The organism is Azospirillum sp. Sh1 (assembly GCF_008365135.1).
Classification (GTDB): Bacteria; Pseudomonadota; Alphaproteobacteria; order Azospirillales; family Azospirillaceae; genus Azospirillum; species Azospirillum oryzae.
Genome location: NZ_VTTK01000001.1, coordinates 202,536 through 227,058, shown reverse-complemented (window position 1 = coordinate 227,058; position 24,523 = coordinate 202,536). Strand labels below are relative to the sequence as shown.

The 24,523-nt window shown below is 68.5% G+C and carries 25 protein-coding genes; all 25 read left to right on the top strand.

Going from position 1 to position 24,523, the window contains the following annotated elements:
• Positions 1–51: 51 nt before the first annotated feature.
• Positions 52–261, top strand: a complete 210-nt coding sequence (locus FZ029_RS01020; protein WP_149267675.1) for a hypothetical protein — start codon at positions 52–54, stop codon at positions 259–261.
• Positions 258–1,691: a DnaB-like helicase C-terminal domain-containing protein gene (locus FZ029_RS01015; RefSeq protein WP_149267674.1), complete on the top strand. Its 1,434-nt coding sequence runs from the start codon at positions 258–260 to the stop codon at positions 1,689–1,691. Before FZ029_RS01020 ends, FZ029_RS01015 begins: the two co-directional genes overlap by 4 nt.
• 3 nt (positions 1,692–1,694) lie before the next feature.
• Positions 1,695–2,756: a hypothetical protein gene (locus FZ029_RS01010; RefSeq protein ID WP_149267673.1), complete on the top strand. Its 1,062-nt coding sequence runs from the start codon at positions 1,695–1,697 to the stop codon at positions 2,754–2,756.
• Positions 2,753–3,085: a hypothetical protein gene (locus tag FZ029_RS01005; RefSeq protein WP_149267672.1), complete on the top strand. Its 333-nt coding sequence runs from the start codon at positions 2,753–2,755 to the stop codon at positions 3,083–3,085. Before FZ029_RS01010 ends, FZ029_RS01005 begins: the two co-directional genes overlap by 4 nt.
• Entirely contained in the window at positions 3,082–3,753 is a 672-nt protein-coding gene (locus tag FZ029_RS01000; protein WP_149267671.1) for a hypothetical protein, read from the top strand. The genes FZ029_RS01005 and FZ029_RS01000 overlap by 4 nt, the downstream gene beginning before the upstream one ends.
• Before the next feature lie 319 nt (positions 3,754–4,072).
• Positions 4,073–4,393, top strand: a complete 321-nt coding sequence (locus tag FZ029_RS00995) for a hypothetical protein (protein WP_149267670.1) — start codon at positions 4,073–4,075, stop codon at positions 4,391–4,393.
• Between the two features lie 4 nt (positions 4,394–4,397).
• A complete protein-coding gene (locus FZ029_RS00990) occupies positions 4,398–4,580 on the top strand; it encodes a hypothetical protein (protein WP_149267669.1) in 183 nt (60 codons plus the stop codon).
• A 4-nt stretch (positions 4,581–4,584) separates the two neighbouring features.
• Positions 4,585–5,232, top strand: a complete 648-nt coding sequence (locus FZ029_RS00985; protein ID WP_149267668.1) for a DUF6441 family protein — start codon at positions 4,585–4,587, stop codon at positions 5,230–5,232.
• A 259-nt stretch (positions 5,233–5,491) separates the two neighbouring features.
• Entirely contained in the window at positions 5,492–5,983 is a 492-nt protein-coding gene (locus FZ029_RS00980; protein ID WP_149267667.1) for a hypothetical protein, read from the top strand.
• Positions 5,970–7,937, top strand: coding sequence for a terminase gpA endonuclease subunit (locus tag FZ029_RS00975; RefSeq protein ID WP_149267666.1), 1,968 nt, complete (start codon positions 5,970–5,972; stop codon positions 7,935–7,937). Before FZ029_RS00980 ends, FZ029_RS00975 begins: the two co-directional genes overlap by 14 nt.
• Positions 7,938–7,940: 3 nt before the next feature.
• On the top strand, positions 7,941–8,156 hold the full coding sequence (locus tag FZ029_RS00970; protein ID WP_149267665.1) for a hypothetical protein: 216 nt from the start codon (positions 7,941–7,943) through the stop codon (positions 8,154–8,156).
• A gap of 3 nt (positions 8,157–8,159) precedes the next feature.
• Entirely contained in the window at positions 8,160–9,647 is a 1,488-nt protein-coding gene (locus FZ029_RS00965) for a phage portal protein (RefSeq protein WP_149267664.1), read from the top strand.
• Positions 9,640–11,574, top strand: coding sequence for a prohead protease/major capsid protein fusion protein (locus FZ029_RS00960; protein ID WP_149267663.1), 1,935 nt, complete (start codon positions 9,640–9,642; stop codon positions 11,572–11,574). The genes FZ029_RS00965 and FZ029_RS00960 overlap by 8 nt, the downstream gene beginning before the upstream one ends.
• 70 nt (positions 11,575–11,644) lie before the next feature.
• Positions 11,645–11,974, top strand: a complete 330-nt coding sequence (locus FZ029_RS00955; protein ID WP_149267662.1) for a capsid cement protein — start codon at positions 11,645–11,647, stop codon at positions 11,972–11,974.
• Between the two features lie 2 nt (positions 11,975–11,976).
• Positions 11,977–12,285 (top strand): hypothetical protein, encoded by a 309-nt coding sequence (locus FZ029_RS00950; protein ID WP_149267661.1) that lies wholly within the window; start codon positions 11,977–11,979, stop codon positions 12,283–12,285.
• Positions 12,285–12,758 (top strand): hypothetical protein, encoded by a 474-nt coding sequence (locus FZ029_RS00945; protein ID WP_149267660.1) that lies wholly within the window; start codon positions 12,285–12,287, stop codon positions 12,756–12,758. Before FZ029_RS00950 ends, FZ029_RS00945 begins: the two co-directional genes overlap by 1 nt.
• Before the next feature lie 26 nt (positions 12,759–12,784).
• Positions 12,785–12,997 (top strand): hypothetical protein, encoded by a 213-nt coding sequence (locus tag FZ029_RS00940; protein ID WP_149267659.1) that lies wholly within the window; start codon positions 12,785–12,787, stop codon positions 12,995–12,997.
• 11 nt (positions 12,998–13,008) lie between these two features.
• Positions 13,009–14,163 carry a hypothetical protein gene (locus FZ029_RS00935; protein WP_149267658.1) on the top strand — a complete coding sequence of 385 codons (1,155 nt, stop codon included), beginning with the start codon at positions 13,009–13,011 and terminating at the stop codon, positions 14,161–14,163.
• Between the two features lie 122 nt (positions 14,164–14,285).
• On the top strand, positions 14,286–15,074 hold the full coding sequence (locus FZ029_RS00930; RefSeq protein WP_149267657.1) for a hypothetical protein: 789 nt from the start codon (positions 14,286–14,288) through the stop codon (positions 15,072–15,074).
• A 23-nt stretch (positions 15,075–15,097) separates the two neighbouring features.
• Complete coding sequence (locus FZ029_RS32825) at positions 15,098–15,271, top strand: hypothetical protein (protein WP_188051789.1); 174 nt, start codon at positions 15,098–15,100, stop codon at positions 15,269–15,271.
• A gap of 4 nt (positions 15,272–15,275) precedes the next feature.
• The gene (locus tag FZ029_RS00925; protein WP_149267656.1) at positions 15,276–20,306 is read left to right on the top strand and encodes a hypothetical protein; all 5,031 of its coding nucleotides are present in this window, start codon (positions 15,276–15,278) and stop codon (positions 20,304–20,306) included.
• A gap of 15 nt (positions 20,307–20,321) precedes the next feature.
• Positions 20,322–21,836: a hypothetical protein gene (locus FZ029_RS00920; protein ID WP_149267655.1), complete on the top strand. Its 1,515-nt coding sequence runs from the start codon at positions 20,322–20,324 to the stop codon at positions 21,834–21,836.
• On the top strand, positions 21,836–22,681 hold the full coding sequence (locus FZ029_RS00915; protein ID WP_149267654.1) for a hypothetical protein: 846 nt from the start codon (positions 21,836–21,838) through the stop codon (positions 22,679–22,681). Before FZ029_RS00920 ends, FZ029_RS00915 begins: the two co-directional genes overlap by 1 nt.
• Complete coding sequence (locus FZ029_RS00910; RefSeq protein ID WP_149267653.1) at positions 22,681–23,793, top strand: hypothetical protein; 1,113 nt, start codon at positions 22,681–22,683, stop codon at positions 23,791–23,793. Before FZ029_RS00915 ends, FZ029_RS00910 begins: the two co-directional genes overlap by 1 nt.
• Positions 23,793–24,521: a hypothetical protein gene (locus FZ029_RS00905; protein ID WP_149267652.1), complete on the top strand. Its 729-nt coding sequence runs from the start codon at positions 23,793–23,795 to the stop codon at positions 24,519–24,521. Before FZ029_RS00910 ends, FZ029_RS00905 begins: the two co-directional genes overlap by 1 nt.
• Positions 24,522–24,523 lie beyond the last annotated feature (2 nt).

Genomic DNA, 24,523 nt, shown 5'->3' with positions numbered 1-24,523 from the left:
ATCACCAGCGAACTGACCGACATCCGCGACCATATGCCGAGGGCTTGAGCGATGCCGACCCCGCCCAGCAACATCACCCGCCTCCCGGTGCAGCCCGCCCGACGGATCGTCGCGCGCCATCCGCCGGCGGAGCGGGCGCGGGGCATCGCCGCCGACCTGCGCGAGGCCATCGCGGAGCGTGCCATCAGCCGCGACGACCTGCGGACCATCGTCCAGCGCCTGGATGCGCTGGCTCGCGATCTGGAGGGCTTGCCGACGTGAGCCATGCCATCGCCCTGCCGGAAGTCAGGGTCCCGAGCAACGAAGATGCGGAACAGGCGCTGTTGGGCGCGATCCTGGTCAACAACCGCGCGTTCGAGCGGGTCGCCGATTTCCTGCGGCCGGAGCATTTCCACGATCCCCTCCACCAGCGCATCTTCGCCGCCATCGCAGCGATGATCGACCGTGGCCAGACGGCCAACCCGGTGACGCTCCAATCCGTCTTCGAGCGCAAGGCAGACGGCGGCCGGGACGAGGTCGCCTATCTCGCGGAGCTGGCTGGCAACGTCGTGACGGTGGTGAACGCCGCCGACTATGGCCGCACCATCCGCGATGCCTTCCTGTGTCGCCAACTGATCGAGATCGGCTTCGACATGATCGAAACCGCCGGACGGCCGGGAGTGGACAAGGACGCGACGGTGCTGATCGAGGAAGCCGAATCGCAACTGTTCGAGTTGGGCGACCGCGGCAGCGCCCTGCGCCCGGTGCTGTCGTCGGCCGAAGGGGTGGAGGCTGCCCTCGCAGCCACCGAACGCGCCTGGCGGAACCGCGGCCAGCCGCTTGGCGTCACGACGGGGCTGGCGGATCTCGACGCGAAGCTGGGCGGTCTTTTGCCCGGCCTCTATGTGCTGGGCGCCCGGCCCTCGATGGGCAAGTCGGCGCTGGCATTCAACACCATCATGCTGTCGGCCGCGCGCACCGGCGCCCGCGTCCTGGGCTTCTCCACCGAGATGACCGCGGAGAAGGTGTCCCGCCGGCATCTCGCCGCCCACACCGGGATTCCGGCCGACCGTCAGGCGCAGGGCGACCTGACCGACGACGACTGGTGCCGGCTGATCAACGCCAAGGCGGAGCTGGGCTCGCTGCCGATCCATCTCGACGACACACCGGGCGTCACCGTCTCCCACATCCGCCGGACTTGCCGCCGGCACAAGCGGCGCCACGGCCTGGACCTGATCATCGTCGACCACCTCCACCGCATGCGCGCATCGGCGCAGGCCGAGAAACAGGGCGAGACGGCGAAGATCACCGAGATCACCGCGGCACTGTGCTCAATTTGGAAGGAGTTCCGGGTGCCGGTCCTGCTGCTGGCGCAGTTGAACCGCGGCCTGGAGATGCGGGAGGACAAGCGCCCCAGCATGGCCGACCTCCGGCAGTCTGGCTCCATTGAGCAGGACGCGGACGTCATCGCCTTCCTCTTCCGCGAAGAATACTACCTCTCGCGCACCGAGCCCGGCCGCAGGCCGGACGAATCCGACGAGAAGTTCAACGAGCGTTACGAGCGCTGGACCCGGCGCTCCGACGAAGCCCGCGGCATCGCCGAGATCATCATCGAGAAGAACCGCGACGGCCCTATCGGTACCGTCCGCGCCCATTTCGACGGGCCGCGCACGCTCTTCAGCAACCTTCATCGCGACCACGGGAACGCCTGAGCCATGGCACGGATCCGCACCATCAAGCCCGAGTTCTGCACGTCCGAACAGGTCGCCGAGTGTTCGCCGAACGCTCGCCTACTGTTCGTCTGCATGTGGTGCTTCTGCGACGACAGCGGCATCCACCCCGACAGCGCGAAGCGGCTCAAGATGGAGGTGTTCCCGGCCGATGACTTCACTGCGGCGGATGTTGCGGCCATGGTGGACGAGTTGATCGCGGCCGGGTTGCTGGAGCGTTACGAGGTGGGCGGATCATCCTTCCTGCGGGTAACCGGGTGGCGGAAACACCAGAAGATCGACCAGCCGAACTACCGGCACCCACTTCCGGGTGGTGAAGTGCCCGCCGCACCGTCACGACGCAGTGGTGGAAGTTCGCCGAACGCTCAGAAGGATGACGACGAACGTTCGCCGAGCGTTCGGCGAACAGGTGACGACGCATCGGCGAACGCTCACCGAACGCTCGACGAGCGTTCACCCCCGGAAGGGAATGGAAAGGAAAGGAGTAGAGAAGAGAAAGACTCACCACCCCCTACCCCTCCTCCAACCACCGGACGCGCATCGCCGGGGGCGGTGGCGGTGGTCGATGCGTTCGTCGCAGCGAAGGACGCCAGATGGCCGGAGCATGCCGAGCGGATTGCCCCCCGGATGACCCTGGAGGCGCTGGCCCAGCAGCACCTCGACGCCGGCGGCACGGTCGAACTGCTGACCGAGGTCATCCAGCGCGCCGTGCGGGACTGGAAGAACCCGACCCCACCGACCAGCCTTTCCGCACTGAAGAACTCGCTCGCCGACCGGGTGGCGCAGCATCGGCGCGCTCTAGACGGCGGTGGCGGTCGCAGCGCATCCGGCTCGGCCGGAGATCCGCTCGACGTCGATCCCCACGACCAGTCCCGCCAGCGGTTGCGGCATTGGCTCCGCACCGGCTGGTGGGAACCGCGTTGGGGCGAGATTCCAGGGCACCGCAGCTGCCTGATCCCCGACCGGGTGATCCTGGAGGTCATCCCGGATTTCACGCCAGGGTGGCGCCCTCCCGCCGCCGCTGGCAGCGCCGGAGGTGCCGCATGACCGCCCCGTTACCCGACGCGTTGAACGAACTCGCCACCCGCCTTCGCCGGCTGACGCCGAGCTGGCAGAACCCGGAGCGGTTCCACGAGGCGAAGTCCGAGCTGATCGCTGACCTGCGCCGCCTGGCCCGGCAAGCTCCGGAACCGACCGTTCGCCGGGTGCTGGTGCCGGTGGAGCGGATCGTCGAGCGGGAGCGCGTTGTGTACCTGCCGCGCCCGATCCGGCGCCGCGGCAGCCAGGCCGAACAGCCAGTGGTCCGGGACCTGTTCGGCGATGGCGGACAGGATGGCTTCGACCAGACGCCTGCCAACGCGGGAGAATCGGCTTGAGCACGAAGGCGAAGAAGGCTGCACGCCGCCGCGGCCGCAAGCGGTCTATGGGGGGCCGGGAACCGAGCGGCCGGATCAGCCGAGCCGATCGGGAGCAGCAGGGCCCGGTGATCCTCGACGAGGCGCTGGCGCAGCGGGCAAGGGCGATGGGGGTGGAGTGCATGACCGTCGACGCGAAGCTCCGGAAGGCGATGCAGGATGAATGGGCCGGGTTTCCGCTCGGTCGGCTGCGCCTGCTGGGGGAGATCACCGACCGCCAGTTCCGAGCTGGCGCCAGCTATGCCATCCTCCGCCGGCGCTGGGACCGCCTGGCCGAAGTGCCGAGCCGGCATGCCAAGGTGGCGCGCCTGCCGATCGCGTCCGAGTGCCCGCAGGACCTCGCACCGCAGGTGATCGACCTGCTGGCGCTGGAACGGGAATCCGACATGGACGGCGCGTGGCTTCGGGCCAAGCTGCACCTCCGGAAACTCGGGCGCCTGATCGGGCAGGGTGAAACTGTGTCGGTGCTGGAGGCGGTATGCGTCGAGGAGGCCGCGCCAGCGGTGCGCGATTGGTTGCCGCTGCTGCGGGTGGCCCTGGATCGGGTGGCTGAGCACTTCCGCCTTCCGCCGGAGAGAGAGAGACGAACCACGAAAGTCGAAAGTGGTGCCATCTTCAGAATTTGTTAACGGATAAGAGGTAGGGCTGTGAGTGTCATTAATTCAGGCTCGACGTAATCCGCCAGCCTGATCGCCAACCCGCCCGGTTCCGCCGCGGCGGGTTTTTCGTTTCCAGACCCTGAGAGCATGGAGCGGCGCTTGCGGCCTGGGGGTACGCCACTCTCCCCGTAACGGTCGATGGTTCCCCATCCACCGAACCGGACCGGCGGTTTCCCGGTTGTCGAGGCCACAAGCGCACCGACCATACACCCGGCGGCCGGCTTCGGCCCGCCATCCTTCGCCCGCCCGGCTCTGCTGCGGCGGGCTTCGTCGTTTCTGGAGTTCCGCCATGGCCGATCCCACTGCTCACGACCTTGCCCAGATGGCGAAGTCACTCTCCCCCACGGCCATCGGCGTTGCCGCCGGCATGGTCGCCCGCTGGTCCCGTGAAGCCCGCAACAGCGGCTGGAAGGGGCTGGTGCGCATGGTCGTCCTCGACCTGCCCACCATGGGCGCGCTGACCATCGCCGCCGGCTCGGTCGCCCAGCAGCTCAACGCCGACACGCTGACGGCGACGGGCATCGGTACCTGCGCCGGCTATGCGGGCTCCGAGATCCTCAAGACGCTGCTGGCGTGGCGGGCGGGCAAGCTTCCCGGCGGGCAGGGCTGATCCCATGGACCGCAAGCCCCTGTCCCAGTCCATCGCCGACGCTGCCGATCTGATCGACTGCGTCGCCCAGCGCGAAGCCTACCGTCGCGCGACCGAGCTGATCGGGCCGAGCCTGGAGCGTGTCGCCGGCCGCATGCCTGCCGGCGCCCTGGACGGCTGGACCCTCGATGCGTCTGTGACGGCCTGACGCCATGCGCGCCAGCGTCACGATCACCGGCAGCCTGGAGGACGCCTTCAACGAATGGACGGAAGGGACCGCCCGTCGGCTGACCGACGTCACGGAACAGGCGGCTTCCACCATGCGGGACGAGTTGCGGGCTGCCATGTCGACTGCCGGTCTCGGCAAGCTGGGGCGGGCATTGGGCCATGCCGGCTATCCGGGAGGCGGCAACTACAGCATCCATCCCGCCGCCGAGGTGTTCGTCCGGGGCCGGGCAGCATCGGCTGCGAAGTGGGAAGGGGTCATCGACGCCTTCAACGACGGCGCGACGATCCGCTCCAAGCGGGGCTGGCTGGCGATCCCGACGAAGAACTGCCCCAAGGGCTCGCGCGGTCGCTTCCTCACCCCTGACCAAGTCGCCGAACGGTTCGGCCCGCTGCGCTCCATCGCCGCCGGCAAGTCCGTCCTGCTGTTCGCCGACGTCATCGCCGGCAAATCCGGTGGTGTCCGTAAGGCGACGGCCGGGCGCATCGCACAGGGCCGGGAGTCGAAGTTGACGCTGATGTTCGTCCTGGTGAAGGACGCGACGATCCGCAAGCGCCTGGACCTGGACGCCGTCATCCGGCAGTGGGAGACGCGCTTCCCTGCCATGATCGCCGACGTGCTGAAGGACGGGTGAGGCCAGTCCCATGGGGCGCCCGCTGATGCGTCCTCCTCCGTGACCATCCCGCGCGTCCGATCCGCCAGAGGCCAGCCACGGGCCGCCTGACGGGCGGGACAGGGGCGCCTAGGGGTATGGGGTGGGGTAGGGGGTGGTGTCGTGGGTCCTTCCGGGTGGCCCCCCCTATCAGGGGTGGGACAAGTCCGATCATCGTCCAGGTGTGAAAATTCCATAGGGGGGTTCCGCTTCCGGTTGGGCCGTCCGGTGAGGTGCAACCATGGCAACCCAGGCTGAGATCGCAGCGCATCTCGATCTGACCGACCGCACCGTCCGCGATCTCAAAAAGCGAGGCGTTTTCAACGCGGACAGGCGTGGTCAGCTGGATTTGGACGCCTGCCGCGTCGCCTACATCCGCCACCTTCGGGAACGTGCCGCCGGCCGGACTTCGGACGAAGCCGAAGCGGAAGGCCTCGACCTCGTCGCGGAGAAAGCCCGGCTGGCGAAGGAGCAGGCCGACCACTACGCGATGCGCAACGCGGAAAAGCGGGGCGAGCTGGTGCCGGTCGCCGATTACACCGCCGCGGTGCTGTCGGTCATCGAGATGGTCAAGGCGAAGCTGCTGCGCATCCCGGCCAAGGTCGCCAAGACCGACAGCCGGCTGAAAGACCGCATCGCCGATGCGCTGGAGGATGCGCTGGACGAATTGAGCATGGCCCGGATCGCCGAAGAGCGGGGCGGCGCAGACGAGGACGACGATGCAGACGAATGACGTCGTCCGTGTCCGCGGCGCCGTGCTGGCCGAGCATGTCGCCCGCTGGCTGCTGGCGCTGAAACCCCGCCGGCGGATGACGCTGTCGGACTGGTCGCTCCGCAACGCCCGGCTGGAGGACGGCACGCGCTACCGCCCGTTCCCCTTCCAGGTCGGCATGATGGACGCCTTCACCGAGCCGGGGGTGCGGCAGATCACGGCGAAGAAGTCGAGCCGCATCGGCTACAGCCAGATCGTCAAGAACTACATCGCCTACTGCGCCGATCAGCTGCCCAGCCGGGTGCTGGTCTATCAGCCGACCATCGACGACGCCGAGGACTTCGCCAAGGATGACGTCGCCAAGCTGATCCTCTGGCCGGCGGTGCGGAGGCTGTTCTCCACCAAGACGCGGAACAGCAGCAACACCATCCGGTCGAAGCGCTTCCCCGGCGGCTGGATCAAGATCAAGGGGGCAAACAGCCCGAAGGAGTTCCGCCGCATCACCGCCGACAAGGTCATCCTGGAGGAGCCGGACGGCTATCCTCCGACGGCTGGTGTCGAGGGCGATCAGGTGGAGTTGGCTTTCAAGCGGTGCCTGACCTCCGACGATCCGCTGAAGGCGGCCGGCTCCACCCCGACAATCAAGGGGCATTCCAAGATCGACGCGCTGTTCGAGCAGGGGACGCAGGAATACCGCTACGTCCCCTGTCCGCACTGCGGCGAGATGCAGATCCTCACCTTCGGCGCCGGCAGCGGCGCCGGCATCCGCTGGGAGCCGAAGGAGGCGCCGGCCAAGGCCTGGTACGTCTGCGTCAACGGCTGCGTCATCGAGGAGGAGCACAAGGCCGGGATGGACGAGCGCGGCGAGTGGCGGGCGCATGCGCCGCAGAACTGGCCGCACCGCTCCTTCCACATCTGGGCCGCCTATTCGCAGTTCCCCGGTGCCGCGTGGCTGGAGATCGCCAAGGAGTTCGTCCGGGCCAAGTCGGACCCGAACAAGCTTCGGGTGTTCGTCAATCAGGTGTTGGCCGAGACCTACGAGGTGAAGGGAGAGGCGCCGCAATGGCGCGTCCTCTACGACCGCCGGGAAGACTATCAGGGCGTTCCGGCCGACGGGCTGGTGCTGACCGGCGGTCTCGACGTCCAGAAAAGCCCCGGCCGCATCGAGCTGTTCGTCTGGGCCTGGGGGCGGGATTTCCAATGCTGGCTGGTCGATCACGTCGTGATCCCCGGCAATCCCTACGACGCCGCGGTGTGGGACGAGGCGTCGCGCGTCGTCCAGGGCACATGGCGGCATCCGTCGGGCGTCGATCTGCGGCTGTCGAAGGTCGGGGCCGACACCGGCTTCGCCACCACCCAGGTGGAGGCCTGGGCGAAGAAACATCCGGGCTTGGTCATCCCCGTGAAGGGCGCCACCACCATCGGCGCGCCGTCCTTCGCATGGTCCAGCGTGCGCGAGGCCAACGCCAAGGGCGGTAAGCGCAAGCGCGGCCTGCAACTCGGCATGGTCGGCGGCCATGTCCTGACCCTGGAACTGTACGGCAAGCTGAGCCTGCAGCCGCCCACCGACGAGGCGGCGGCCGGCGGTGCCGGCTTCCCGGCCGGCTATGTCCACCTCAACAGGCTGGCCACCGAAGAGCTGTGCAAACAGCTGGTCGGCGACCAGTGGATCGAGGGCCGCGGCGAGTGGAAACAGGTCCACGCCACCGAGGCGCTGGACGGCTGGAAATATGCCCGCGCCTGCACCGTGGCCATGGGGATGGAGCGCTGGACCGCCGCGCGCTGGGCGGAGTTGGGCAAGGTGCTGGCGCCGCCGGTGAAGACCGAGCAGCCGCGGGCGAAAGCGACAGAGATGCCGCCGGCACCGCCGGTCGATCCGGAACCCGAACAGGAACACCCCGCCCGGCAGAGCGAGCGGCGCCCATCCGCCGGCGGCTGGCTTGGCGGGCGCGGCGGCGGATGGGGAAGGCGGTAGAGCATGGCACTGACGCAGACGCACCTGAATACGCTGGTCGAAGCGTGGGCATCCGGCACCACCAGCGTCACCATCGACGGCAAGCGGGTGGACTATCGCTCCATGCGCGACCTCGCCGCGGCCATCGCCACCACCGTGGCGGCGCTGGGGGTGGCGAACCCGCTCTACGCAACGCAGGCCGCCCCGCGCACCAGCGTCACCAAGTTCTCCCGAGGCTGAGCCATGAACATCCTGGACCGGGCCATCGGCTGGTTCGCCCCGCAGACCGGCGCCAAACGGGCGCGGGCGCGTGTCGCCATGTCGCTGATGGCGCGCAGCTACGACGGTGCCAGCACCGGCCGGCGCACCGACGGCTGGAACACCAGCGGCACGTCGGCGAATGCCGAAATCGGCCCGGCCCTGGCCCGGCTGCGCGCCCGCTCCCGCGATCTGGTGCGCAACAACCCCTATGCCGCCCGCGTGGTCGACATCTGGGCCGCCAACGTCGTCGGCACCGGCATCATGCCGCAGAGCCGCACCGGCAATGACGATCTGGACAAGCGGGTCAACGCGCTGTTCCGGCGCTGGTCGGACCAGTGCGACGCCGAAGGGCAGCTGGACTTCGCCGGCCTGCAGACCCTGATCCTGCGGACGGTGGTCGAGGGCGGCGAAGCGCTCCCCCGCCACCGCAACCGCCGCCCGGAAGACGGCCTGCCGGTGCCCTATCAGGTCCAGGTGCTGGAAGGCGACTTCCTCGACTCGTCCCGCGACAGCACGCTGACCGGGCGCCGCACGATCCAGGGCGTCGAGTTCGACCCGCTGGACCGGCGAACCGGCTATTGGCTGTTCCGCAGCCATCCCGGCGATCCCTACAGCATGACGGCGGAGGGCCTGACCAGCGCCCTGGTTCCGGCGTCGGAGGTGATGCACGTCTATCGCAAGCTGCGGAGCGGGCAGGTGCGCGGCGTGCCGTGGTTCGCTCCGGTGCTGCTGAAGGCGCGCGACCTCGACGACTTCCACGAGGCCGCCATCGTCCGGGCGCGGATGGAGGCCTGCATCGGCATGGTGGTGACGCAGGCCGAGGACGGGACGGAACGGCCCATCGGCGTCACCAGCGAAACCGCGGACGGCCGGCGGGTGGAGGGGATGGAGCCGGGCATGGTTCCGTATCTGAAGCCCGGCGAAAGCGTGCAGTTCCTGAACCCGACGGCGTCGCCGTCCTTCGATCCCTTCACCCTGCACACCCTGATGGCGATGGCGGTCGGGACGGGCGTCACCTACGACCAGATGACCGGCGATCTGCGGCAAGCCAACTATTCCAGCCTGCGCGCCGGCAAGGTGGAGTTCCGCCGGCTGGTCGAGCAGGCGCAGTGGCAGATGCTGATCCCGATGTTCTGCGCGCCGGTGTGGCGGCGCTTCATCGAGACGGCGGTCCTGTCCGGTGAACTGCCGGCCGGGGACTATCCGGTCGAGTGGGCGACGCCGGCCCATGAACCCATCGACCCGGTGAAGGACATGCAGGCCGACATTCTCGCCGTCCGCACCGGCCGGCTGACCTGGGAGCAGTTCGTCGCGCTGTGGGGCTTCGATCCGAAACGGCAGCTCGCCGACATCGCTCGCATCAACGCCGCCATGGACGAGGCGGGCGTCACCCTCGACACCGATCCCCGCAAGGTGACCAAGGCCGGCGGGGCGCAGCAGGCGCAGCAAGGAGACCCGCAGAATGCCTGACAGCCAGACCCCCGGCGGCCAGACCATGGACATGCCGATGCAGACCCGCGCGGCGGCTGTCCAGACGGTGGACGAAGCCGCGCGCACCATCGAGCTGGTCTGGTCGACGGGCGCCGCGGTTCCGCGCATCAACCCCATGACCGGGGAGCGCTACCTGGAGGAACTGTCCCTCGATCCGGCGCACTGCGACCTGACCCGGCTCAACAGCGGCGCGCCCGTCCTCAACAACCACGGCAAGTACGACCTCAGTCAGGTCATGGGCGTGGTGGAGCGCGCCGCGGTCGATGGGACCCGCGGCACGGCGACGGTGCGCTTTTCCGACCGGCCCGACGTCGAGCCGTTCTGGCGGGACATCCGCAGCGGGATCATCCGCAACGTCTCCGCCGGCTATGTCGTCCGCAAGTTCGAGGTGGCGCGCGAGGACGGCAAGCCGCCGACCTACAGCGCCATCGACTGGGTGCCGATGGAGCTGTCCCTGGTGCCCATCGGTGCCGATGCCGGCGCCGGCACCCGTTCCGCCAACCCCTCAACCACCCCCTGTGAACTCGTCAACCGGGCGTCGCCCGCCAACAAGGAGAGTGCCACCATGCCGGACAGCGTCCAGCACGAGCCGGGCAGCGAACTGCCCACCGAACAGACCCGGTCCGCCGCCCCGGCCGCCACCGATGCCGCGGCGCTGACCGCCGCCGTCACGGCCGAGCGCGCCCGCATCGCCCATGTCAACGACGTGGCGCAGCGTCACGCGCTGGGGGCCGAGTTCATCCGCACCCATGTCGACGGCGGCACCACCATCGAGGCGGTCAACGCCGCCGCCCTGACCGCGCTCGCCGCCCGGTCGGAGCAGTCGCCGACCTCCCCGATCCGCGTCGGGCTGTCCCATGACGATCCGGCGGCGGTCCGTTCGGCCATGGCCGATGCCATCGTCGCCCGTGCCACCTACGCCGCCCCGGAGAACGAGCGGGCGCGCGGCTACATGAACGTCAGCATGCTGGAGATGGCGGCCGATCTCTGCGGCATCCGCTCGCGCAACCCGGACGACATCCTGCGCCGCGCCATGCACAGCACGTCGGACTTCCCGCTGCTGCTGGAGGCCGCGGCCAACAAGGTGCTGCTGCGCACCTATCAGGCGGCGCAGCCGACCTACCGCCGCATCGCCCGGCGCCGCGACTTCAACGACTTCAAGCCGACCAAGTTCCTGCAGGCCGGCGACTTCCCGCCGCTGCTGGAATATGGCGAGACCGGCGAGATCAAGGACGGCACCGTTTCGGAAGGTCGCGAAACCGTCACGCTGTCCAGCTTCGGCCGGATCGTCACCATCAGCCGCCGGGTGTTCGTCAACGACGACCTGGGCGCCTTCAACGATCTGGTCAACATGGCGTCGCGCCGGGTCGCCGATTTCGAGAACGCCACCTTCTACGCCATGATGCTGAAGAACAGCGGCGCCGGCCCGACCCTGTCGGACAACAAGGCGGTGTTCCATAGCGGCCACGGCAACCTTGCCGCATCCGGCGGCGCCATCGGCGTTTCGACCGTGAGCGACGGGCGCGCGGCGATGCGCAAGCAGACCAGCCTCGACGGGCTGAAGATCAACGTCACCCCGTCGATGATCGTCTGCGGCCCGGACAAGGAGACGGAGGCCGAGCAGCTGCTGGCGACGATCCAGCCGCAGCAGGCCGGCAACGTCAACCCGTTCTCCGGCCGGCTGTCCACCGTGGCGGACGCCAATATCACCGGAAACCAGTGGTGGCTGTTCGCCGATCCGGCGGTCGCTGAGGTGTTCGTCTACGGCTATCTGGCGGGCAACCCCGGCCCCCGCTTCATGACCGAGGAGGGGTTCCGCACCGACGGCGTGGCGCTGCGCGTCACCCTGGATTTCGGCTGCGGCGCGGTCGATTACCGTGGCGGCTACCGCAACCCCGGCAACTGATCCACCGCCCCCATAACGACGGCATGAGGGCGCCCGCTGCGGCGCCTTCGCCGTTTCTGGAGATCCCGAGATGAAGAACTTCGTTCAGCCCGGCAAGACGGTGACCGTCACCGCCCCCTATGACGTGGCCAGCGGCGCCGGCTGTCTGGTCGGCTCCCTGTTCGGCGTCGCCACCATGGACGCCGTCAGCGGCGCCAGCGTCGATATCACGACCTGCGGCGTCTATACCCTGCCGAAGACCAGCGCGCAGGCCTGGACCGTCGGCGCCAAGGTCTATTGGGACGACACCAACAAGGTGGTCACCACCACGGCGACCAGCAACACGCTGATCGGCTGCGCCCTGGCGGCCGCCGCCAACCCGTCCGCCACCGGCACCGTCCGCCTCAACGGCACGGTCTGACCGTGAGCGTCTTCGACGCCATGTTCGGCGTCCTGTTCGCTGATCCGAACATGGCGTCGGACGCCGCCTATACCCCGCCCGGTGGCGGCGATCCCGTGTCCTGCCGCGCCATCCTCCGTCAGCCGGACATCGATTGGCGCGGCGGCGAAGTGGAGGTCACCACCCCGTCCCGCATCGCCGAAGTGCGGGTCTCGGAGGTCCCCTCGATGAAGGAGGGCGGCGTCCTGGCTGTCGGCGGGAAATCCTACACGATCCAGAAGACCTGCCGGCCGGACACCGACCGGCTCCTCTGGCGCCTGGAGTTGCGCTGATGCCGACATCCGTCCGTGAACAGGTGCTGTCCGCCTTCCTGACGATGCTCGGCACCGTCGCGGCGGAGAACGTCCCCGGCACGATCAAGGTCTATCGTGCCCGCCGCAAGCCGCTGTCCGACGACGACGAAGCGGACCAGTTGCCGGCCCTGCTGATGCGGTCCGGCCCGGCCGGAGCGGAACAGACCAGCGCAGCGGTAACCCGCAACCTGGAGCGGATCACCATCACCGCCGTGCTGAAGGCCGACACCGACGAAGCTCTGGACCAAGCCCTTGCCGACATGTGGGCCGCCCTGCAGCGCGCCGTTGAAGCCGACCCGACGCTAGGGGGTGTGGCGATGGACGTGACCCTTGCCGACGCCGACCAGAGCGCGGCCGACGGCGACGGCATCGGCGGAGTGGGCGACGTCTTCGCCGCCTATGACGTCGAGTATTGGACCCGGCCGGGCGACCCCTACGCCTTCGCCCCCTGACCTCTCTTCATCCTGGAGACCAGCCCATGACCATCCCGTCCCACCGGGCGGCGGCGGCGGTGCCGACGTCTGCCCACAGCTTCGAGCTTCGCGCGGGCGAACTCGTCAACCTGACGGAGGCGGAAGAGGCCGCGCGCAAGGCCGCTGAAGCGCCCGAAACCGCCGCGGCGCCTGTCGCCAAGTCCCGCCGCCCCGCCAGCGACGCACCCGCCGGGGCCATCCCGTCGGCCGAACAGTAAGGAGCCGTCCCATGGCACTGCGCACCCGTAACGCCGCGCTGTTGGCGAAGATCGAGACCACGGAAGGCGTCGACGCCTCTCCGGTTGCCGGCACGGACGCCGTGCTGGTCGAGAACCCCCAAATCAGCTTCAATCCCAACAACATCCAGACCAACGAAGCGACGGGCAGCCTGGACGGGCGCGGCCCGATCACCGGCGGGATGACGGTGCAGATCACCTGCGACGTCTACCTGAAGGGGTCCGGCGCTCCCGGCACCGCCCCGGAGTGGGGCAAGCTGCTGAAGGCCTCCGGCTGGGCCGAGACCATCACCAGCACCGCCGTTCCGGTCGCGGCTGAAGCCGCCACCGCCGGCACCACCACCAGCCTGACGCTGGGGGCCGGAGCCAGCAGTACCGCGCAGACCTATCGCGGCATGCCGCTGCTGCTGACCGGCAACCCGGCGGCCGGCGCCACCTCCTTCGTGGCCGACTATACCGCCGGCAAGCTGGCCACGCTGACCGACCTGTTCGGGACGGCCCTGTCGACCGGGACCAGCTATCAGGTTCCGGTGAACGTGCTGTACCGGCCCGCCTCCACCTCCATTCCGTCGCTGACCCTGTACCTCTACATGGACGGCGTGGTCTACAAGGTGGTGGGCGCCCGCGGCAACGCGACCATGCGGCTGACCAGTGGCAACGCCGGCCGCTTCAGCTTCACCTTCACCGGTATGTTCGTGTCCAAGGCGGACGCCAGCGTGCCGGCCGGTCTCGTCTATGACGCCACCCGGCCCCCGATCTGGAAAGGCGGCAAGGCGCTGGTCAACCGCGTGGCGTCGGCCATGTCCAGCCTGTCGGTGGAGTTCGGCAACAGCCTGACCAACCCGGACAACCCGAACGCCGCCGAGGGCTACGACCCCTCCATCATCACCGCCCGCAACATGACGGGGTCGTGTGACCCGCTGGAGGTGCTGGTCGCCACCCGCGACAGCATGGCTGCCTTCCGCGCCGGCACGGCGCAGATCGTCCACGCCAGCTATGGCGCGGTGGCGGGGAACCGGATCGGCCTGACCCTGCCGGCGGCGCAATACACCAACCTGCAGCCGGGCGACCGCAACGGCCTAATGACGCTGACCCATCAGTTCGCCTGCACCGGACAGGACGCGGGCGGCTTCATCTGCATTTTCTGACCCTGCGACCCCGGCGGCAACCGGGCAACCGGTCGGCGACGGCCGACGGGGCACTGTCTTGCGCCCGACGCGGGTGGTGTTGCCGGCACCACCTGCCCCCTTCCCGGCAGAGGACCCCTTCCATGCTCCCCATTTCGTCCAAGGACATCGTTCCCTTCACCCCGCGGCTGGACTTCCTCGCCACCCTGCGCGACCTGCTGAGCAAGGCGGAAAGCGACAAGGCGCGGGCCGATTTCCAAGCGATGATCGACGCCGTGCAAGCCGAGATCGACGCGGCCCCGCAGCCGGTCTACCGCCTCGCCGTGCCGAGCCACCTCCAGCGCGCCGCCTTCCGCCGCGACCTGCTGGCCACCGGCGCCACCTATGCCGGCGACAAGGCGCTTTATGCCGCCCTGCGCGCCGATATCGAGGCCATTTCCCCCGACAATCTGGCGGAAGCGCTGGAGATCATCGACGCCGTGGAGGCGGTCGGCAAGCCGGCCGACGCGGACCCGGAGTTGCGCGACCGCTACACGGAAATCGCCCGCATTGCCCGCGGGCTTGGCGGACGCTATGCCGGAGTGGAGGGCGACTTTGAATATTACCTGTCGGTCGCCCCCTTCATCGCCTGCCGTCACTTCCTGATGGGATGGGAGGGCGTGAAGGAAGCCGCCGGCACCGATGCGCCGTTCATCCGCCGGGGCAACCTCACCACGGACGAGACGCTTGGCCATCTGGACGAAAACGAGATCCGGGCGGTCGGCTTCAAGATCCTGAACCTGATGCAGCCGACCAAGGCCGCGGAAAAAAACTCCGCATCGCCGTCGCGGTCAGCCTCCAGCCGGACGCTTTCCCCGACGGCGAAGAAGAAGCGCCCGACGGCTCGGCGTGGAACCTCTTCGGCGAGCGCTACAAGCGCAACCCCCGCCTGACCCTGTCCGACGGGGACCTGGAAATGGTGCGCTACTGGCGCGCCTACCGCCCCTATCCCGGACGCATCGCCGGCATCATCCCCGCCACCGGGCACCTCCCGGAGTCCGGCGGCTACGGCGACCAAGCCGCGATCATGCTCGACGCCTTCGAGATCATGAGCGGGGCGGAAGCCGAACTCCTCGCACTGGAACGGTGAGACCATGGCCGGACGCAACGTCACCGCCCGCTTTGCCGTCGAGGCCGACGTCGCACAGGCGAAGCGCGACCTCGAAGCGGTGACGCAGCAGATCGACCAGTTGGGCAAGACCCGCGTCGACGGCGCCCGGCAGGAACTGGAGCAGCTGAACGCCGCCACGGGCAAGTTGGCGGCCGGCTATACCGCGCTGACCGAGGACCAGCGCAAGCTCTACCAGCAGCGCGAACAGGATGCCCAGCAGGTCGACAAGCTCCGCCGCACTTACAAGACCCTGGAGGGGGCGCTGGAGACGCTGGACGTCCAGGTGAAGAACGGCTGGCGGTCGATGGAGGAGGCCGCCCGACTGCAGCCGCAGCTTGCCGCCGCCTATACCCGGACGGGACAGGCGGTAAGGCAGGCCGGGGCCGATCTGCAGGCGGGCGCCGCGGCGACGAAGATGGCGGCGGCGGCACAGGACGCGGCGGGGGAAAGCGCCGGCCGGCTGCGTGGCGTGATGGGCAATCTCGGCTATCAGATCCAGGACGCGGCGGTCCAGGCGCAGATGGGGACGAACGCCTTCGTCATCATGGCGCAGCAGGGGCCGCAGATCGCGGGCGCCTTCGGCCCGGCCGGCGCCGCCATCGGCGCGGTGATCGCCGTCGCGTCGGTGGCGGCCGGGGTCGTCTTCGGCATGGGCAAGAGCGCGGAGACGGCGGAAACCGCCTTCACCTCCTATGCCAAGGCCCTGGAGTTCGCCGCGGCGGCGTCGGAGAAGACGCGCACCGCCTCCGAAGGGGCGAAGGCAGCCGTCGACGCCGAGGCGCGCTCGGTGTCCGCCGCAGCCGAAGCGCGGCTGGCCAAGGCGCAGGCGGAGCTGCGGGCACTGGAAGCCGCGATGACCTTCACGGCATCGGGCGACGCGAGTGCCAATGCCGGTGCGGCGATCACCTACCTGCTGAAGTCGGGCGACGTCCGGGCGCTCGCGCAGGAGGTGCTGATCCTGCGGGCCGCTCTCGGGCAATATGCCGACGGCGCCCGCGACGCGGTGCTGCAGACCGAGATCGGCGCCAGCAAGCTGCGCGACGCGCGGAACGCCATCGAGGACTACCGCGCCGGTCTGCGCGAGCAGATCGTCGAGTTGGGCGTCGAGGTCGCCACCTTCGGCGCGTCGTCCGAAGCGAAGCTGCGCGCCAAGCTGGAGATGGAGGCGCTCGCCAAGGCGCAGGCCGCCGGCCGGACCGAGATCGACGCCGGCACCCGCGCGCTGATAGAGCAGGTGGTCGCCCTGCAGAGCCAAGTCGATCACCTCGACGCCTCGAAGAAGGCGATGGAGGAGGCGGCCAAGGCCGCCACTGTGCTCGCCACCGCGCAGGCGCGGGCCGGCGCGTCGCTCTTCACCACCGAAGCCAACCTCGACGCCAAGATCGCGGCGCTGAAGGGCGGCGAGGAGGCGATGAAGGCCTATGCCGCCGAACAGGTCCGGTCGGCGGCGCGGTCCAAGGCTTATGACGACGCCATCCGGGCGGGGCTCTCGCCGCTTGACGCGACGGCGGAGGCCAACCGCGTCGCTGCCAAGGCGGCGGAGGCCTATCGGCTGGAGCTGGAGCGCACGGAGAAGCAGAGAGCCGGCAGCAAGGCGGAGTCGCAGGCGGAGCGCGAGGCCAAGGCGCATGAGAAGGCCATCGAGCAGGCCGACAAATACATCGACCGGCTGAAGGGCGAAACCGACGCGCTCGGCCTGACGGAGCGCGAGCGGTTCGTCGCCAACAAGGCGATGGAGTTCGAGCTTCAGAACCGCGGCAAGCTGTCCGGCGCGGAGATGGACGCCTATCTCGCCAAGGTGAAGGAGGAGGCCGGCGCGCTCTACGACAGCACGGAAGCGCGCAAGGCCAAGGCCAAGGCGGACGCGGAGGCGCTCCGCGCGCTGGAGAAATACCAGCAGGACGTCACCCGCGTCGCCACCGACATCGGCAAGGACATCTCGGAAAACCTGTGGGACCAGATCACCGGGCAGGCCAAGGCCGGGGACGCGCTGCAGTTCTTCAAGAACTGGGCGAAGCGGCTCGCGGTGGAGATGCTGAACCAGAACATCGTCCTGCCGATCACCATGCAGATCGTCGGGTCCATGCTGTCGCTGTTCGGCATCCAGGCGCCCGCCGGTGCGGCGGGAGCGGCGGGCAACGCCACCGGCGGCCTGACCAACACCGTCCTGTCGAAGGCGATCAGCTGGGGCGCCGACAAGCTGGGGCTGACCGGCGGCATCACCAACGCCATCGACAAGTTCGGCTATTCGACGCTGGGCATCGGCACGATGGTCGGCACCCAAGGCACCATGATGACCACCGCCGCGGGCGGGCTGGCCGCCGACATCGGCGTCATGCCGACGCTGGGCGGCGTCAGCAACGCGGCGGCGGCCGGCAGCACCACGGTTGGCGGCATCACTGGCGGCCTATCCGGCTTTTTGGGAGCGGGCGCCGCTGGTCTTGGTGGCGGCATGCTGGGTGGCGCACTCGGCACGGCAACCAACAGTAAGGCGGTTGGCGGCCTGTCCGGAGCGGCCCTTGGCGCTGGGGCGTCTTACCTTGGCGGTTCGCTCTTGGGCATCGGCGCGATGACCGGCGGCATTGGTCTGGCCATCGCGGCGGCTGTCGGCCTCATCACCGGATTGCTCAGCACGCAGAAGGCGACTGTCGGTAAGACAGCGTCGGCAGACGTGACGATCAATTCGGGTGGCAAATCGGCGACTTTCGGCAACATCCTGACCGACAATGATGGCGATCCGGAAGTTGGCAAGGCTCTCGGCACTGCCCTGTCTGGCATCTATACCATCGCCGCGATGGGTGGCGGCAAGCTGACGAAGGACTTCGGCATCGGCCAGACCGCCGCCAAGGGTCTCTATGTCGGCGGCTCGGTGCCCTACAAGGAGTTCGGCAAGGGCGACAACGCCATAGGCGACCTGCTGCGCTACACGCTGCTGGATCAAGGCGGGCTGAAGGACGGCGGGGCGAACACCATCGCCGCGCTGAAGGCGACCAAGGCGAAGGATTGGGAAGAGGCCGCCAAGGACATCGGTCTCGGCGCCAGCATCGACGCCGGCACCACCGCCCTGGCTGCGCTGGACAAGTCGCTGAACAGCTTCACCAAGTCCGCCAAGGAGACCACGGCGGAGGCGATGAAGCCGATGCTGGAGGAGTTCGAGCGGGCCAAGAAGCTGGGCATCGACGGGGCGTACAAGGCCCTCGCCACCGACCAGCTGAAGGCGTACCTCGACCAGCTGAAGAACCCGGTCGACTATACCCAGACCGAACAGGACATGGCGTCGCTGACCGGGCGGTTCCAGGCGATCCGGGAGGCGGTGACGCAGCTCAACCCGGCGATGGCGGCTTATGTCGACCAGATCGAGGCCGAGACCCGCGCCCGCATCAAGGCGAGCGTCCAGAATGACGCCAATCGGCAACTGAACAGCGCATTGGGCCGCGACTACATCAACTCCATCAACGATCTGGTGGAGGCGCGGGACGTCAATGCCCGCAATCTCACGGCGGTTGGTCTCAGCACCCAGCGCGCCACCGAGATTTACGATGCATCGCTGCGGAGCCTGCTGAATGGGCTGGACTCGTCGCAACTCGATGTCGTCGCAACCCTGTTCAGCGGGTCTATCCACGATCTGGCCGTGTCGATGCGTAGCACCAGCGCGGCGACGGTCCAGGCCGCCGCCAACCTGCGGGCCTACAATGCCGACATCGCCGGGCGGGTGCAGACGGCGTTGGGCAACGACCGCGGCGCGGGGCTGATCGCGCTCGACGCGCAGCAGGCCGCCGACCTCGCCGCCGCCCGCGCCAACGGGTACGACATCACCACGCTGCAGCAGGTCCAGGCGACCGAACGGGCGCAACAGGCCTTCCGGCTGGCGCAAAGCGACCTGTTGGCCGCCTATGACCAGCAGATTGCGGCGCAGCAGGACTATGTCGCCTCGCTCACCGACGGCGCGGTGAAGATGGCGCAGTCGGCCCGCGAGTTCCGCTCCGCCTTCGACGCCCTGGCGCTCAACGACAACTCGCCGCTGAACGCCAAGGACCGGCTGGAGGAGGCGCGCCGGCAGTTCGCCAACGCCCTCACCACCTACCGCGACGATGCGGCAACCGCCGACGCGCGGGATGCCGCCAAGCAGACCTTGCTGTCGCTCGGGCCCTCGCTGGTCCAGCTGGCCAAGGGCTTTTTCGGCTCCACCAGCACCACCGATTACGACCATGTCCGATCGGTGTTCGCCGAGTTGGGCGACGTCGCGGCGATGGGGGTGGACACCGCCGACAAGCAGTTGGAGGCCGCGAACGCCACGCTGAAGGAGATGCAGCGCCAGCGGGCGGACGCCGCGGCCATGGGGCAGAAGCAGTATGGGGCGCTGACCGACCTCAACAGCATCATGCAGCAGTCCTACGTGCTCTGGCAGGCACAGTTGACGGCGCTTCAGGCCAGCACCGGCGGCACCACCGGCACGCCGCCGACCTATGTCGACAGCAGCTTGGCCGGCAAGCGGGCGCGTCTGGAAGCCTTCACGAACGCAGACATCGAGAGGACCTTTGGCGGCTTCTCGGACATCATCGCGGCACGGGCGGCTGATCCGACTTTCAACCTTGCCCTGTGGTTCAAGACCTACGGACTGAACGAGGTGCTGGCCGGCACCCGCAAGATCCCCGGCTTCGCCACGGGCACCCTCTCCACCCCGCCGGGCGCGGTGTGGGTGGGAGAGAACGGCCCGGAACTGCTGTGGCAGGGCGGGGCGGCGGCGGTCGCCTCCTCCGTCGATAGTCTGCGCATCGCCAAGGCCTTCGAAGCGGCCAATGACCGTTGGTCGGGCAATGTCACCCCGCCCCGGTCCAACACCTCCTCTGCGCCCGGCATGGGCGGGATCGAGCGGCGCCTGGATCGCGCCATCGCGGTGCTGGAGCGGGTGGTGGCGGCCATCGACGCCGGCAACGACGAAGCGGTCCCGGCGCTCAAGACGCTGGTCCGGCAGGCCGGCCGGTCGGCAGCGCCGCTCGGCCGGCGCCTGTAATTCGCGAGGACCCTCATGCCCTACCTGATGCGCGCCGAGCCGTACGACGCCAGCCTTGGCACCGTGCGGCCGATCTACCGCTCCGACACCGGCTTCACCACGGAACCGCGGGACAGCCCGGCCAACACCTATTTCGTGCGCCGGATCGATACCCCGCTGACCGTCAAGCGCAGCCTCTACAACAGCACCGCCATCGGCGGCTATTCGGAGACCAGCTTCGGCGCCGTCACGCTCGGCAACGACGACGGTGCCGACGATTGGCTGGCGGACCTCGATTGGGACGGCCGGCTGGTGGAGATCCTCTACACGCCGAAGGAGCGTCCGGCCCTGGCCGACTTCGGCGTGCTGTTCAGCGGCGCCGCCGAACAGCTGGTATTGGGCGACGCCATCGAAATCCAGCTGCGCGACCTGCTGGTGCTGCTGGACACCCCCGCCAGCCGCGGGCAGTTCGGCGGGGCCGGCGGCATCGACGGCACGGCGGAGTTGAAGGGGCGGGAAAAGCCCTGGCTGGTCGGCCGGCGCCGGCAGATCGAGCCGGTGCTGATCGACGCCGCCAACAACGTCTATATGGTCGATCCGCTGGGCTTCTCCGCCCTGCTGACCGCCCGCGACAAGGGGGTGGACTATCCGGCAACGGTGGGGGATTACCCCTCCTATGCCGCCCTGGTCTCCGCGCCGCTGACCGGCACCGACGTCGCGACATCCAAGGCCGCCGGGCTGATCCGTCTCGGGCAGAAGCCTGCCGGGCGCTTCACCATCGATGCCGACGGCGTGTCGGTCTCCGGCGCCTGGATTTACCGTTTCGCCGATCTGGTGCGCCATCTGGTCACCGGCATGACGACGCTGACCGACGCGGACCTCGACGGCGACTCCTTCACCGCCTTCAACCTGAAGCAACCGGCGGTGCTGGGCTACTGGAGCGACGGCTCCAGCGTGCCGAAGGTGCGCGACGTCATCGACCAGTTGTCCGCCACCGTCGGGGCCTATTGGGGCTTCGGTGACGACCGGCTGCTGTCGCTGGGCCGCTACGAGGGGCCGGCGGCCACCGCCGACTATGCTTTCGACGCGCGGGACATCCTCGACCTGACGCCCGAACCGGTGGAGCGGCGGATGAAGTCGCTGAAGCTGGGCTATCGCCCCTTCGGCGTCGTGTTCACCGCGCAGGACCTCGATCAGGTCAACGTCACCGATGCCAACGCCGAAGCCTTCCAGACCGAATATCGCTGGACCGCCGTCGCCACCGACGCGGCGGCTGAGGCGGCGTCGCTGCTCGCAACCGAGGACGAGGCGCAGACCCTGTTCGACTCCGAAGCGGACGCCGTGGCGGAGCGGGACCGCCGGCTGACGCTCTATGCCGCCAAGCGCAAGGGCTTCTCCGTCACGGTGCCGATCACGCCGGGCCTGACCACAGGCCACACGGTCAAGCTGACCGACGAGCGCTATGGGCTGGATGCCGGCTGGCGCGGCGTCGCCCTGGAGATCGAGCGGAACGCCAACGATGAAACCCTGACCATGAAAGTGATGGGCTGATGCACGCGCTCTGGAAGAAGCCGACCGACGACGGGAGCTATTCCAACGGCTCCTGGGTCGGCACGGGCGGCTTGTCGTTGGACAACCTGAAGACCCAGGACGTGATGGAGCTTGCCCGCTCCACCGACACGGCGGAGGCCTCGACCTGCTGGCGGGTGGACCTTGGCCGGCTGACGCCGTTGTCGATGTTCGCGATCCTCAACCACAACGGCAGCACGGTGGCCCGCCGCCGGCACGTCGTCACCAACAGCCCGACCGACAGCGGCACCCCGGTCTACGACACCGGGTTCGAGCGGATGCGCAAGCCGACCGAAGTCTGGGGCTCCCGCCCGTTCGGGGCGTTCTCCTTCGACGGAATCGACACGGCAGCCTACCCAGGCGGCACCATCGACCTGCATTTCGCGCCGTCCACCGTCTATGGCCGCTATCTCTTCACCTATGTGAGCGACGTCGACAACCCGGCCGGCTATTTCCAGGCCGGCCGCTTCATGGCGGGTGAGGCGTGGTCCCACCGGGTGAAATACGGCTTCCAGGTCCGGACGGTGGACCCCAGCGAAACCCGGCGCACCCGCGGCGGCCGGCGCCTGGTCAGACGGCGCCCGCGCTACCGCACCATGACGATGACCTTCGAGGCGATGACGCAGCGCGACGCCTTCGCCACCGGCTTCGAGATCGACAATCAGCTGGGGAAGGACGGCGACTTCCTGTTGGTCTACGACCCGGACGACGATCCGACCGTCCAGTTCCGCCGCACCATCTACGCCGCCCTAACCGACACCGCCGGCATCACCACCACCTCGCACGGCCGGTACGGCTGGGCCATCAACGCTGAGGAACTGATCTGATGGCGACCTTCAACGGCACCGACTGGACCTTCGCCGATTTCTCCGGCGCGGACGGCTATGCCTACACCGAGAACTGGGACCCTTTCTGGGATGACGTCATCGCCGAGATGGACGCGCGGCGCGAAGACCTGGGCAGCGCGCTGGCGGCGACGTCGGCGACCAACAGCGTCGCCATCGGCACCGGCTCCAAGACGCTGACCATCACCACCGGCAAGGGCTTCGTCGCCGGCATGTGGGTGGCGGCGACCGATGCCGCCAATGCGGCCAATACGATGGTCGGACAGGTGACGAGCCACGTTCCCACCACCGGGGCGCTGACCCTTTCGGTGCTGGCCGGCAACACCACCGGCGGCGGCACGCCGTCATCCTGGACCATCGGCATCAGCGGCAAGCCGGGACCGACACCCTCCAGCTTCCCGGCCGGCACGGTCGGTGCGCCGGGTTGGGCGGTGACCGGCGATCCGAACACTGGCCTTGCACAAATCGGCGGTGCGGACACCATCAGTCTTGTCGCTGGCGGCACTGAGGCCCTTCGCGCCACCACCGGCGGCAACATCGCTGCGGCTGGAACGATGACAGCGAGCGGTATCAGCGCGACGGTGCGCGTAGACATCGGGGGGACTGACCCCACGCTCTGTATGACCGAAAGCGACGCCGCGGCGGACAACAGGAAGTGGGATTGGCTCCCGATCAACGGTGCTCTGAACTGTCGTCTGGTGAATGACGCCTACAGCGCTGCATATACATGGCTGACCGTTAGTCGGGTCGGCGTGATGTCGGCCCGCATGGCGTTTGGAGGGCCGGCGACTGCAAAACAGGCGACCGTCGCTTATGCATCCACCATCACCCTGGATTTCGCGTCGCAGGATTACGTCATCGGCGACCTGACCGGGCCGCTGACCCTCGCCAACCCGTCCGCCTATCCGGTGGGTCAGCGCGGCGAAATTCTGGTGCATGAGGACGGCACGGGTGGCCGGACGGTCGGTTTCGGTACGAACTGGATCAAGATCGGCAAGGACACGGTCAACTCGGCGGCGGGAAAATACAGCGTCATCACCTATTGGGTGGTCTCCGGCAGTGTCGTCATCTACAGCATCGCCGGTGGTGCGTGATGGCGGTGTTCGGCTCCTTCCGCATGGCGTCGTCCAAGGCGTGTGCCGTCGACCCTTCCGCCGGATCGCGGACCTTCCTCATGCGCGGCGATGGCACTGCTGGATTGGCTCCGACACAGGACAATCTTGGCGCCGCCGTGACAATGAGTGCAAGCGGGCGCACCAAGTATCAGGCCTCGCCGAAATATTGGGGCGATTACGCCACGGCTCTGTACTTCGACAATTCGGGCTACACGACAGCTGGCGCGCCCTTCAACTTCGGCCCAGGAGGCGCTCCGTTTTCCTTGCTGCTGCGCAGTTGGTTTATCTCCGGCGTCGGTGGCGAGACGGCGCAGCCGATTTTGGGGACCGGCAATGGCTTCGGAAGCTGGGGGCCGGGCGGCCTGCAGAACGAGTTTCGGTTGATCGGCGCGGGTGCCATCCGCTTCGGCTACTGGACGGGGTCGACCAACCAGTTCTTTGACTTTGTTGCGCCCTCCTCGCTGATGGATGCCGGACATGAGGTGCTGATCACGTATGACGGCATCACGCTACGCGGCTATACCGACGGCTCTCTCCGCGGCAGCGTTGCCGCATCCATGGCCGGTATCGGCGGCACGCTGACTGCGCGGGTCGGCGACCCGACAGAAGCCTCCTACGTCCGCGTCGGCATGACGGATTTCACCGCCTATGCGGTCTGCCTGACGACGGCGTCCACCTACACCCTCCCGACACTCCCGCCCTGCTGAGG

Coding starts and splice junctions, on each gene's coding strand:
- FZ029_RS00930 (WP_149267657.1), top strand. CDS start 14,286: ATGCTCCCCATTTCGTCCAAGGACATCGTTCCCTTCACCCCGCGGCTG.
- FZ029_RS00955 (WP_149267662.1), top strand. CDS start 11,645: ATGAAGAACTTCGTTCAGCCCGGCAAGACGGTGACCGTCACCGCCCCC.
- FZ029_RS00920 (WP_149267655.1), top strand. CDS start 20,322: ATGCCCTACCTGATGCGCGCCGAGCCGTACGACGCCAGCCTTGGCACC.
- FZ029_RS00960 (WP_149267663.1), top strand. CDS start 9,640: ATGCCTGACAGCCAGACCCCCGGCGGCCAGACCATGGACATGCCGATG.
- FZ029_RS00990 (WP_149267669.1), top strand. CDS start 4,398: ATGGACCGCAAGCCCCTGTCCCAGTCCATCGCCGACGCTGCCGATCTG.
- FZ029_RS00965 (WP_149267664.1), top strand. CDS start 8,160: ATGAACATCCTGGACCGGGCCATCGGCTGGTTCGCCCCGCAGACCGGC.
- FZ029_RS32825 (WP_188051789.1), top strand. CDS start 15,098: ATGGTGCGCTACTGGCGCGCCTACCGCCCCTATCCCGGACGCATCGCC.
- FZ029_RS00905 (WP_149267652.1), top strand. CDS start 23,793: ATGGCGGTGTTCGGCTCCTTCCGCATGGCGTCGTCCAAGGCGTGTGCC.
- FZ029_RS00935 (WP_149267658.1), top strand. CDS start 13,009: ATGGCACTGCGCACCCGTAACGCCGCGCTGTTGGCGAAGATCGAGACC.
- FZ029_RS00925 (WP_149267656.1), top strand. CDS start 15,276: ATGGCCGGACGCAACGTCACCGCCCGCTTTGCCGTCGAGGCCGACGTC.
- FZ029_RS00915 (WP_149267654.1), top strand. CDS start 21,836: ATGCACGCGCTCTGGAAGAAGCCGACCGACGACGGGAGCTATTCCAAC.
- FZ029_RS00940 (WP_149267659.1), top strand. CDS start 12,785: ATGACCATCCCGTCCCACCGGGCGGCGGCGGCGGTGCCGACGTCTGCC.
- FZ029_RS00945 (WP_149267660.1), top strand. CDS start 12,285: ATGCCGACATCCGTCCGTGAACAGGTGCTGTCCGCCTTCCTGACGATG.
- FZ029_RS00910 (WP_149267653.1), top strand. CDS start 22,681: ATGGCGACCTTCAACGGCACCGACTGGACCTTCGCCGATTTCTCCGGC.
- FZ029_RS01020 (WP_149267675.1), top strand. CDS start 52: ATGCCGACCCCGCCCAGCAACATCACCCGCCTCCCGGTGCAGCCCGCC.
- FZ029_RS00995 (WP_149267670.1), top strand. CDS start 4,073: ATGGCCGATCCCACTGCTCACGACCTTGCCCAGATGGCGAAGTCACTC.
- FZ029_RS00985 (WP_149267668.1), top strand. CDS start 4,585: ATGCGCGCCAGCGTCACGATCACCGGCAGCCTGGAGGACGCCTTCAAC.
- FZ029_RS00980 (WP_149267667.1), top strand. CDS start 5,492: ATGGCAACCCAGGCTGAGATCGCAGCGCATCTCGATCTGACCGACCGC.
- FZ029_RS00970 (WP_149267665.1), top strand. CDS start 7,941: ATGGCACTGACGCAGACGCACCTGAATACGCTGGTCGAAGCGTGGGCA.
- FZ029_RS00975 (WP_149267666.1), top strand. CDS start 5,970: ATGCAGACGAATGACGTCGTCCGTGTCCGCGGCGCCGTGCTGGCCGAG.
- FZ029_RS01010 (WP_149267673.1), top strand. CDS start 1,695: ATGGCACGGATCCGCACCATCAAGCCCGAGTTCTGCACGTCCGAACAG.
- FZ029_RS01005 (WP_149267672.1), top strand. CDS start 2,753: ATGACCGCCCCGTTACCCGACGCGTTGAACGAACTCGCCACCCGCCTT.